Here is a 10,938-nt window from a genome sequence, read left to right as displayed (position 1 = left end):
ATTTCCTGCTAGACGTCCGCGTGGGTTATCGAGGTGGCTTACGATTGAGAATCGCAATAATTGAGGGTGATTATTTGTATGTCGGTGTATTTAAGCGAACGAGATGGGTATTTTGCTAGTATGCCTGCGGAAATTCTGGCTGCTGACGATGACGAAGACATCCGAGAGATGATCGATGTTAGTCTCAGTGAGGAGTTCGACGTGGAGACTGTAAAAGATGGCCGGGAGGCATGGGAGTGCTTGGAAAAGGACTCGGATTCACTACCGAAAGCGGTCATCCTCGATGTCATGATGCCAGAGATGGACGGGTTTTCGGTTCTGGACCATATCCGAGAGAAAGACGAGATGCAGGATATGTCGGTTATTATGCTAACATCTCGGAGTCGGGAGGAGGACATCGTTCGAGCACTTGAGGCAGGCGCGGACGATTTCCTGGCTAAGCCATTCAATAAATCGGAACTTTACGGACGTGTACAGCAAACTCTCCAGTAAGCAACCGTACAAAATTGAAACAGTAAAGGTGCATTAGCCGGTAGACAGTTACAATGTGGGTGGCCACGATAGTCGCCGTTATCGGTCTCTTGAGCGTCGGGACCATTACTCAGTTCACCGGGTATCGTATGGGTGGTTCAATCACTATTCCCATTCTTGCGGTGTACTCTTTGAAGAACTTCGTCATGCTCCCCGTTTTTGTATTGAGCGCTGCAGCCGCGTACGTCGGCCTGTGGATCTTCCGTCGCCGAACGTTGATCTTTGGTCGTGACGAGCTCATTGCAGCGATGGTCATTGGCACAGCCGTTCCAGTAGTCACGCTCTTTTTTATCTTGCAATTAGGACTTGAGGTGGGAGTAGTTGCATTCCTGGGAAGTATTCTCCCTGGACTCGCAGCGTACAATTACCATCAAATCAAGCCGGAATATCGCCGAAACGACCTCTTGGCGAGTGTCGGGTTGTTCGTTACCCTCACTGCACTCGGCTGGGTACTGGTTTCCAATGGATTTGCGCGTGAATTTGGCACGCTGACGCCCCCAGTCCTTTTCTCTTCGACGGCAGACGTCGCTATCTACAAGGGTGTTGCAGTGTCCCTCGACCCCGAATCTGTCATCCTCCCTCGAGAGATTGTGGCCGGACTGTTCGCTGGTGGACTCGTTCTATCTGAACGGCTCCGGGGGCGGTTCGGTGTTCGTGTCGGGATCATCGGTGCGGTCCTCCTCGCAATTTACGCGCTAGCGAGCTATTGGCTCGTAATCCTGTACGTCCTTCTGCTTGCACTATCGTTCGGCTTCATCCAGTTGTCGAACTACCACACACTCCGGTACGGACGAGTGCTTCTCGGCGTGACTGTCGCAGTCGCGATCTTCGCTGCAGGATCGCTGACGTTTGTCATCCCAATTGAGCGAGGGCTGTCGGCGTTCTTTACTGCAATTTTAGCAGGTGTCGGGGCGTACAACGCGCATGCGTCGGCCCCCTTCGAGCGCCGCCTCGTCGTCCCGCTTCAGATCGTGGTCTTCGTCCCCGCTTTGATCGTCGCTCGACTGTTCAGTGCTCCCCAACCTCGTGGGTTTCCACAAGAGCTGACGTTGCCTGTCCTGGGGATTGCAGCGGTTTTCTGGGTGGCTGCCCTGGGTATCGCGTACTGGTATACTGTGTCACCCCCGAGTGAAGAGGAGGTCCTCTCAGCGTCAGTTCTGTCTGAGGGGGGTGAAACATGAGTCGGACTGCCTTCGAGATTTACGGCCGTGGGTTCGGCTGGGCGTGGCGCCTCAGGGGCCCAGCGGAGGTTCTAGCAACCGGTAGTCGCCACTACGATACGTCCCGAGCAGCTCGCGAAGCAATTGATGTCGTTCGCGCCGCTGTTGCAGAACTATCGGGGAATGAAAAGTCCTTCCAAGACACCGATGTCGACGCGCCCGACATCATCATCGAACAAGAACCCACACCGTCGGGAGAACTCCCGAAAGAACGAAACAACTGGGTCTGGCGGCTCCAAACTGCAAACGGGGTACTGGGACACAGTTCCGATCGCTTCCCGACAGAAGTGTCGGCACAGTCCGCGGCGGACCAGTTCTTAGACTATGCGGCGGGGGCACTTCCGATGTTTCTCGTCGGGGCCGAATACGAGTGGAAGACTGGTCCGAACCCAATCGAAGTCGGGTCGTCGAGTTTGACAGGACTGGTGAGTGAAGTGACAAGAGGTATCCGACATCGTAAGATTCTCGATCGAATCGATACCCAGATTGTCGTCTCGGGGACTCGTGGTAAATCCTCAACTACCCAACGCCTCGACGACGTCTTCAACCGCCGGGGGTATGATACGCTCACGAAGATCACCGGCAACCATCCACTACTGATCCACAACGGCGAGGCCCATCCTATCGAACGACGGGGCCCCCGAACGACGCTCTACGAGAATATCAGTCTCATCGCTGAATTCGTCCCCGAACTCGATGCGTACGAGCCGGACGACGTCGCTATCTTTGAGAACCAAGGGATTACAGAATATACGACCCGGCTGTTCAATCAGCGTCTGACCGACCCGGACATCATCGTGTTAACAAACGTCCGTCAGGACCACACAGATACCCTCGGGAAGACTCGGACAGACCTCGCACGTTCGTTTGCGCGGTCGGTCCCGGCGGGAACACACGTCGTGAGCGGTGAGCAACACCCGGTGTTGCACGAATATATGCGGAAAGAGATCGAACGTCGCGGAGGGACTATCGAGCAGGTTGAGATCCCCGACGAACACGACGGACTGATCGGTTCTGAAACGATTCACGCAGTCAATGCGGTGTTAGATGCTGTTGGCGAACCGCCACTTCCAGCCGAAGAGATCGAATCGTTCCTCAGTGCGATCCAACCAACGTGGATAGAAGTTGAAGACGGACGCATCTTCAACGCTGCCGAGGTGAACGACGTCGAAAGTACTGAGATGGTTCGACGGAGGCTCGTCGATGACGAATGTATCACCCCGTTCGTATATCTCCGGCGAGACCGGCGAGGGCGGACAGCGTCATTTGCTCAATATATCGAGTTGCTATTCGAGCGAGAGTTAATTGATAAGGCCCACGTCGGTGGGGCTAACACACGTGCGTTCGCCGAAAACGTCGATGTTCCGACCGAGTGCCACAGTCAGAATGCGGACCCGGAGCAAGTTCTAACTGAACTGTTCGCCGATGGCCGACCGGTCATCCTCATGGGTAACACGGTGGACGAGTTTATGCGTGAGATGCAGACGTCAATTGAAAAACGAGTGAAAGAGAAAAAACAGGCTGCCTCGGCAAGCGAAGCTGTTGACCTTTCTGAACTGGCGAGCGTGGAAGCGAATAAACCAAAAGATCACGAATAAAACGTTAGCTTCTGTAAGGAGCCGGCCTTTCGGTTAGATGTAGATGTGTTCTTGAGGAGGCCATAACGATTGTCCGATAGTGCCCATTACTACTGAATCTCGGAGAACCGTCTTTCGACAAATTGCACGGCGGTCGTACGTTGAGTGGCCAGCGTACGATTCGACACCGTTGTACGACCGCACCTCACTTGCCGGATTAGAGGCGGACGTCCGGATCGTCTCAGGAGCCTGGTTCAGGCACCATGAGCACAGCTCTGTTGAGCAGTTCGTCTCCGAACTTCCGCTAGCCTACTTCCAATTCGAGGCCCACGACTGCTACGAGGGTCCGACACACTACGAGATGGACACCCTGTTTCGCGTGTTCGTTCTGAAAGAACTTCACGGATGGGAGCACGAAACATCTCTCTACGAGTACCTCAAAAGCTGTCCGGAGCTTTGTGAGCGGCTTGGGTTGGAGACAGTTCCTGAGCAATCGACACTCTGGCGCAGTTGGCACACACGCTTCACGAATGCTCTTCGGAAGACAGTCCAGAAAGCGTCTCGAACGATTCTCGTCAAAGCGCAGAACGCCGACGTCACTGTCCCGCGCGAACCGGAGCAGATCCTCGCGGCTCGTGGCGATGACGTGGACGAATCGGTTCCAGACGACCGAGCCATTCTGGACAACGCCGATAGAGTCACCGAGCACGTCAGCCGTGTCGTCTTTCCGGCGTTCTCGCTGGACCGTGGCGAGGGCTGTGTGATTCACGAGAACGCCTACTGGGGCCTACAGACATATCTCGGACTTCGCGAGCGGCTGGCTGCGAACGAAGGAGCTCGTAGTTTCCTCTACGAGTCGACTCGGGATCGGACACCGCTGGGGCACGCCCACCGGGAGCAGATTCGGGACCTCTCCATTGAACAGGTTCGAGCGATGTACCGGCAGGCCATCACTCGGCTCCTAAACGAAGCTGCGGAGACAGAGCAGTTCTTTCGAGCCGGAATCGTCGCGATCGATATTACCGAAGCTGATCCGTTCACAGGTGACCGCACGGGCTACGAAGACGAGATCATCGGAACGAAGGAGAAGACCAACGAATACGCTTACCAGTGGGCGACGGTGCAGTTGGTCGGGAATGCCGTCCCGATCGTGCTGGATGCGCGGCCGGTGCGAAAGGGGCAGACACGACTGGAAATCGTCGAGGACTTGCTCGATTCGGCTGAGAACCTCGTCCACGTCGATAACGTACTGATGGACCGGGAGTTCGATAGCCAGCACGTCTTGGAGATGATCAGCCAGCGCGGACTCTCATACGTCGTCCCGAAACGGATGCAGGCGAGCGAGAAAGCCCAGGCGAAGCGGTTGCTCCAGCGGGACCAAGACCGATACGAGACCGACCGCAAACTCCATCTGGGCAAGAACGAGTGGCACGAGACGACGCTGATCTACCGTCGGAAAGAAGACTCCGAGCACGACGACCATCGACAATATTCGGTATTCATGACGAATTGCGGGAGTGGACACCTCACGGAGTACGGCTACCGGTGGGAAATCGAGAGTGGCTACAGGTCGATCAAACGGTTCATGGCCGCCACCACGTCGAAGGATTTTGGGTTGCGATTCTTCTATTTCGCATTCGCCTGCCTGTTGTACTCAATTTGGCGAGCGGTCGATCTACTTGTCCAGGTTAAGCTGACTGGTGAGTACGAGCACTCGCCGATCGTGACGGCAGATAATACGCTCACGCTGCTGAAGAAGGAGACGGGAATCGGCTGAAGGCTGTCCATTTCGGGGAAACGCCGACGTTCCGAGTGGCAACACTGGTGGTAGTCTCGGATATCTCTCGAAATAGTTGGTGGTGGGATAAGAACGGTCATTTGAGCGTTGGGTCGGAACCGTTTCTGGTCGCAGATTCAGTCGAAATCACGCATCACAGACCCGCTAAAACCACTGTAGTCTCAACTTCACACACTCTGTACGAGTATGAGAACGTGGACGCCGACAACATCGGCTCGGCGTACAAACACCACTACCGACTCCCTAACTGGAAAGACGAGTTCTCTGTGTTCTCAGAGGTGAACTCGAAGGCTCTGCAACGAACCGTCACGCGGTTCTACGACAACCTCTCGAATCTTAAAGACCAGAAAGAGCATGGGAACAAGGTGGGGAAACTCAAGTGGAAGTCTCCACGGGAGTTCCAGAGTATGACGTTTTCGCAGTCCGGCTTCGAACTCAAAAACACGAGTGGCCGACGTGCGACACTCTGGCTCTCCAAAATCGGTGACATCAAAATCTGTTATCACCGCGAAATTCCGGATGAGGCAGACATCAAAGAAGTCACGATCAAGAAAGAGACGACCGGCGAGTGGTTCGTCTCCTTCGGACTGGAAACCGCCGACGCCGACCTGCCTGAGAAACCCGACGTGGAATTACTGGATGCGAGCAACAGCATCGGTATCGACCTCGGCATTCTCAACTACATCCACACCAGCGACGGCAAGACCGTGGACTGGCTTGACCTAAAGACGAGTACGAGCGTCTGCGCCGCGAACAACGCAAGTTATCGCGGAAGCAAGAAGGGTCGAACAACTGGGAGAAACAACGCCGGGAAGTTGCGAATGTCAAGCGTCACATTCGTCGGAAGGTGCTGGACTACCAACACAAGATTACAACGTGGCTTGTCCGCGAGTACGACGCGGTGTTCGTTGAGGACTTGAACGTGAAGGGAATGTTGGAGCAGTCGCACAACGCCCGAAACAAGCAGGATGCGGCGTGGCGGCAGTTCATAACGCTACTTGAATACAAGGGTAACTTGTATGGTACGCACATCGTTCAGGTAGAAGCACGAGGAACGACAAAAGAGTGCGCGTCGTGTGGTGTTGAGACTGCGAAGCCCATCTGGATCAGAGAACACTCGTGCCCGTCGTGTGGGTTTGAAGCAGATAGAGATGCGAATGCGGCGATGAACGTCTTGCAACGCGGTTTTGCTGAGTTAGGGCTGGGATGGCCCGAAGACACGCCTGTGGAGACTGCGCTCCCTACGGACACCACTACGGTGTCTGCAAAGCGCGTCGTGGAAACAGGAAGCCTCGGGGCTTGACCCCGAGGCGATTCACCTGTGAGGCCTGTCGTCGTGGTGATTTCAAAAATTGTGACCGGACCCTGGTCACCGGTCTTGACTTTGACGGCGGCTACGCAGAGTATCTCACAGCCCCACGTGAAGCACTCGCAGCCGTCCCCGACGAACTCGATGCTGTCGATGCGGCCCTGCTGCTCTGTGCCGGTGTCACGACGTTCAACGGGCTCCGCAACAGTGACGGTCGACCTGGTGATCTCGTCGCCGTCCAGGGTATCGGTGGGCTCGGACATCTAGGGATTCAATATGCACATAGGGCGGGTTTCGAAACGGTCGCCCTCTCACGAGGTAGCGACAAACGAGAGGCAGCACACGAACTCGGTGCTGACCACTACATCGATACCGAAGCCGAAGACCCAGCTGAGGCGTTACAGGACCTCGGTGGAGCGGATGTGATCCTCACAACGGTGCCATCTAGCGAGGCGATTGCCTCGGTTGTGGGTGGTCTCGGTGACAATGGTGATCTCATCGCAGTCGGCACTCCAGGCGACCCAGTTGAGGTGAACATTCAAGAACTCATCGGGTCTCGAAGTTCGGTCAGCGGCTGGGCCTCTGGGACAGCCATCGATTCCCAAGAGACACTGGAGTTCAGTGCACTCCGTGATGTGACGCCCGACATCGAAACTTTCGATCTCGAAGACGTTGGCGAAGCATACGAGCGTATGATGTCGAATGAAGTGCGGTTCCGGGCTGTGCTAGTCCCCTGACCCAGCGAACCCCGATCACAGTGAAACTCACCAATTCGAATGGCTGCCTCGAAGAACCCTACGAGCCAATCGGCCGCCGCCTGCCACGACTAGTGATTAGTAGCCTAAGTGCTCACGGATGAGTACCACAGTCGTCCGCCCCTCGTCGAGTTCCTTCCGGAAGATGAGTTGCTTGGCGATCGCAGACTCAACCCCATAGGCATCTTTCGCGCGCTCGTTTTCGAGCGGGTAGGCTACGGATTCGAGACGATCCAGTGCATCATCGAGGGTAGGCACGATCTTGTTGACGCCGCTGACGATGACGACGTTCCCCGCAGCGAACGGATACGCACCGATCCGACTGCCGGATCGATCTGCTGCGACGAGTTCGCCAGTCTGGGCGATGGCATTGATGCCACCGACGAAGTAGTCGGCCGTCTGAGACTGCCGACGAGCGGCCTGCCGTTCGGCATCATCGTCGATACTCCAGATTTCGGCGGGAAGACTCTCCCAATCGTGGTCGCCGTCGGTGAGATACTCAGCAAACCCGATCTCTTCGAGGGTTGTTGAGTGACCGTTCATTACCGACATGCCCTCGGGGATCTGTGACTGGAGGGTCTCTAGGGCATCGGCAGCCGAGTCGGCAACTACGACTTCAAATCCGTTGGCTTCGAGGTTAGCCACGGTTTCGTCGATCGTCTCGTCGTCCGGGTTGGTATCGAGCCTTTCGTCGATATTGACAGCAGCTGCATAGTTTGATTTCTCCTGAGACATGGGTAAATGATGTACATCCATTCGTACTACCGGGACTGTGATAAGCGCTCGCAGACATCGGTGTCGGGTGGTTACATAGATGTTACTACTCCAAGCGCTGATAGAGAATCCATCTGGAGAGTGTGCAGTGAGAGGGGACCAATTCAGTGGTGCCTCTGATTGGTTTTCAAACCAATCCGGGGGTTGCCTCTGGCCGGCAGTCCTACATTAGCTGTTGGAAATATATTGTTTTGGTTTGAATGAATACCGGGCCCAACATGGACGGACGGTCGCTACGATCCAGTCTGCGATGGTGTTTCCTTTCGGGTAGGTGGTAATAACATCGGGAACCACTTCAAGACGGTCCTGGAGAACTGCCGCCCATCTGCCGTTACACATCGATATGCTGAACGCTGTGGGTTTGGATCGTCAGCGTTGCTGGCTCTGAAACGGTGAGTGTGTATCTATTCACGTCGTGTTCGATTCACCATTCATGCACGCCCAGCAGTCACAGTACGTAGTCAGCGACAGACAAATTAGCAACACTCAACTCGTTTATCCGATCAGATCTGATCAGCCGGCGCCGGGGGATCGAAGTGACTCTCAAAATTGAACGCGTCGGCAAACAGTACGGCAACCACTGGGCTCTCAAAGATGTCGACCTCACCTTCGACGATGGGGTGATCGGACTGCTTGGTCCGAACGGTGCCGGGAAGTCGACGCTGATGCGGATTATCACGACTGTCATGAAGCCGACCGAGGGGACTGTTCGGTGGGACGGTACCGACGTAGTCGATGACCCCTCGGTGCTACGACGTCGGATCGGCTACTTGCCGCAGGATTTCGGCGTCTACCCAAACCTCTCTGCGAGGGAGTTTCTGGAGTATCTCGCTGGGATTCGAGGGCTCTCGGATGCGGACGACCGTATCGATGAGTTACTCGACCTAGTCGACTTGGCCGACACGGAGGGACATCTCGGCGGCTTCTCCGGGGGAATGCAACAGCGGGTCGGTATCGCCCAATCCCTGTTGAGTGATCCAGATCTGTTGGTCGTCGACGAACCAACTGTCGGATTAGATCCCGAAGAACGCGTTCGGTTCCGGAACGTGCTGACCGATCTCGCCGACGAGCGGATCGTGATTCTCTCGACACACATCGTCTCGGACGTCGAAGTGACCGCGAGCGATATCGTGCTGTTGGCCGACGGCCGAGTTCTAGCCCACGAACACCCCTCAATACTGCTCGAGCAGGTCACTGGCTCTGTCTGGGAGTGGACCGTCGATGACGAGTCACTGCCGAGCATCAAACGGAACCATACACTCAGCGGCACCGTTCGACAGCGCGACGGTGTCGCAGTGCGGGTTGTCTCCGAACAACAACCGACACCGGCAGCTGAACTGTGTGATCCAACGCTCGAAGATGCATACCTCCATGCCATCAACTAAACGCAGTCGCCTCTTTGGTCCGACTGTTGCTGTTGCGCTGGCAGATCTTCGTGAACGCTCGCGGTCGAGAACGCTGGTTGTAGTCCCGATTCTCGTCGCTTACTTCGTGAAACTGGTCACCGTCGATACCACGTTGGTCCTTGATGGTCAGTATACCGGTGTCCTGACGAGTACGTGGATCGCCGGCATGACGACAGTCATCGGCACCTTGGTGTTTTTCCTCTTTGGGTTCAGCTTCGTCAAGGGAGCCGTAACAAGGGACCGTGAGAGGAAGGTGGGCGAATTAATCGCGGCTTCGTCGATCTCGACCCCGCAGTATCTCGTCGGGAAGTGGCTGAGTAACGTCGTCGTGCTTGCGGCTGCAACCGCGATACTGATGGCTGCGACCGGTGTCGCATTTTTCCGCCAGGGAACGGGTGGGCTCGACGTCTGGGCGTTTGTCTCTCCGTTTGTCCTGATCACGCTGCCCACGATGGGCTTGGTCGCCGCTGCGGCCGTGTGTTTCGAGGCCACTGGGCTGCTTCGCGGTACTGCTGGGACTGTGGTCTACTTCGCCCTCGCTTTGCTACTGCTTAGTGTCAGCATCGGACCGAATACGGCACTGGATGTGACCGGTCTCTCACTCGTCCGTGAGAGTATGGCAGAAGCTATCGCCGCTCAGTATCCTGCCTTCGATCCCTCGGCGCTCGGAGTTGCTTACACAGACGATCCAGGAAGCCTCCAACAGTTCAGTTGGTCTGGAATCGAATGGAGCACCTCGGCCCTTCGCACGCGGGTGCCGGTGGTCGGACTTACCGTCGGCCTCCTCGGGATAGCAACGATCGCATTTGATCGATTCGACGATACAGGGGGGTGGTCGGTGCCGTTCAGAGGTAAATCGGATGACGAAGCAACGACGACGTCGGTGGCCGAGGCGAGTCACCCACCAGCGGTCGATGCCCCAGCCGTCGACGTATCACTCCCATCGGTTTCTCATGGACGGTTCGCCTTCGGTCGGGTGCTCCTCGCAGAACTTCGGCTTGCGCTCCGTGACCACCAGTGGTGGTGGTATCTGGCTTGCGGTGTTGGGTTCATCGCGACTGGGGTTGCACCGCTTGAGGTAACACGCCAAATCGTCGTGCCCCTTGTACTCCTGGTACCGCTTTCGGTGTGGTCTGTACTCGGGGCGCGGGAACAGCTCCACCGAACCGAGGAACTCGTATTCGTCGGAAGTCAGCCGCTTAGACTGCTGTCTGCAACATACCTGTCGGGAGTCATCGTTGGCCTGATACTGACGCTTCCTGCCGGAGTTCGGTTTACCGCCGCCGGGCTATACAGTGGACTGCTCGGCTGGGGAGTTGGGCTCCTATTCCTGCCGGCGATTGCACTCGCCTGTGGGGTCTGGAGTGGTCGATCGAAACTGTTCGAGATAAGCTATCTCACGGCGTGGTATCTCGGTCCGGTGAATGGACTCGGCTACCTGGATTATCTCGGTGTCAAAGATGGAACAGTGACCAGTGGGGTCACACTGGGCTACCTTGTGGTGACAGTTTCGGCACTAGGCGTTGCGGTGTTGGGTCGTCGACGCTAACGGCCGAGCATGGGGAGAT

Annotated in this window: 7 protein-coding genes and 2 pseudogenes; 8 read left to right on the top strand and 1 reads right to left on the bottom strand. The window is 56.2% G+C overall.

What is annotated here, in order from left to right:
* The first annotated feature begins 120 nt into the window (after positions 1-120).
* The 6 genes and pseudogenes from NKJ34_RS14195 to NKJ34_RS14170 all read left to right on the top strand — a co-directional run.
* Entirely contained in the window at positions 121-492 is a 372-nt protein-coding gene (locus NKJ34_RS14195; protein WP_253738977.1) for a response regulator transcription factor, read from the top strand.
* Positions 493-545: 53 nt separating this feature from the next.
* Complete coding sequence (locus NKJ34_RS14190; RefSeq protein ID WP_253738976.1) at positions 546-1,712, top strand: poly-gamma-glutamate biosynthesis protein PgsC/CapC; 1,167 nt, start codon at positions 546-548, stop codon at positions 1,710-1,712.
* On the top strand, positions 1,709-3,349 hold the full coding sequence (locus tag NKJ34_RS14185; protein WP_253738975.1) for a folylpolyglutamate synthase/dihydrofolate synthase family protein: 1,641 nt from the start codon (positions 1,709-1,711) through the stop codon (positions 3,347-3,349). Before NKJ34_RS14190 ends, NKJ34_RS14185 begins: the two co-directional genes overlap by 4 nt.
* 79 nt (positions 3,350-3,428) lie before the next feature.
* Positions 3,429-5,105, top strand: a complete 1,677-nt coding sequence (locus tag NKJ34_RS14180; protein ID WP_425491839.1) for a transposase — start codon at positions 3,429-3,431, stop codon at positions 5,103-5,105.
* A 146-nt stretch (positions 5,106-5,251) separates the two neighbouring features.
* Positions 5,252-6,429 (top strand): annotated as a pseudogene (locus NKJ34_RS14175) (RNA-guided endonuclease InsQ/TnpB family protein).
* Positions 6,430-6,440: 11 nt separating this feature from the next.
* Positions 6,441-7,172 (top strand): annotated as a pseudogene (locus NKJ34_RS14170) (zinc-binding dehydrogenase); the annotation flags it as partial.
* Between the two features lie 96 nt (positions 7,173-7,268).
* Here NKJ34_RS14170 and NKJ34_RS14165 read toward each other — a convergent pair.
* Entirely contained in the window at positions 7,269-7,925 is a 657-nt protein-coding gene (locus NKJ34_RS14165) for a lactate utilization protein (protein ID WP_253738973.1), read from the bottom strand.
* 575 nt (positions 7,926-8,500) lie between these two features.
* On the opposite strand from NKJ34_RS14165, the gene NKJ34_RS14160 reads away from it, so the two are divergent.
* A complete protein-coding gene (locus NKJ34_RS14160) occupies positions 8,501-9,349 on the top strand; it encodes an ABC transporter ATP-binding protein (RefSeq protein ID WP_253738972.1) in 849 nt (282 codons plus the stop codon).
* Positions 9,336-10,919: an ABC-2 transporter permease gene (locus tag NKJ34_RS14155; protein WP_253738971.1), complete on the top strand. Its 1,584-nt coding sequence runs from the start codon at positions 9,336-9,338 to the stop codon at positions 10,917-10,919. Before NKJ34_RS14160 ends, NKJ34_RS14155 begins: the two co-directional genes overlap by 14 nt.
* Positions 10,920-10,938 lie beyond the last annotated feature (19 nt).

The sequence above is a fragment of the Halohasta salina genome (assembly GCF_024178165.1).
Lineage (GTDB): Archaea > Halobacteriota > Halobacteria > Halobacteriales > Haloferacaceae > Halohasta > Halohasta salina.
Note: the sequence above shows the minus strand (reverse complement) of the source record. Positions and strands in the feature narration are given on the sequence as shown.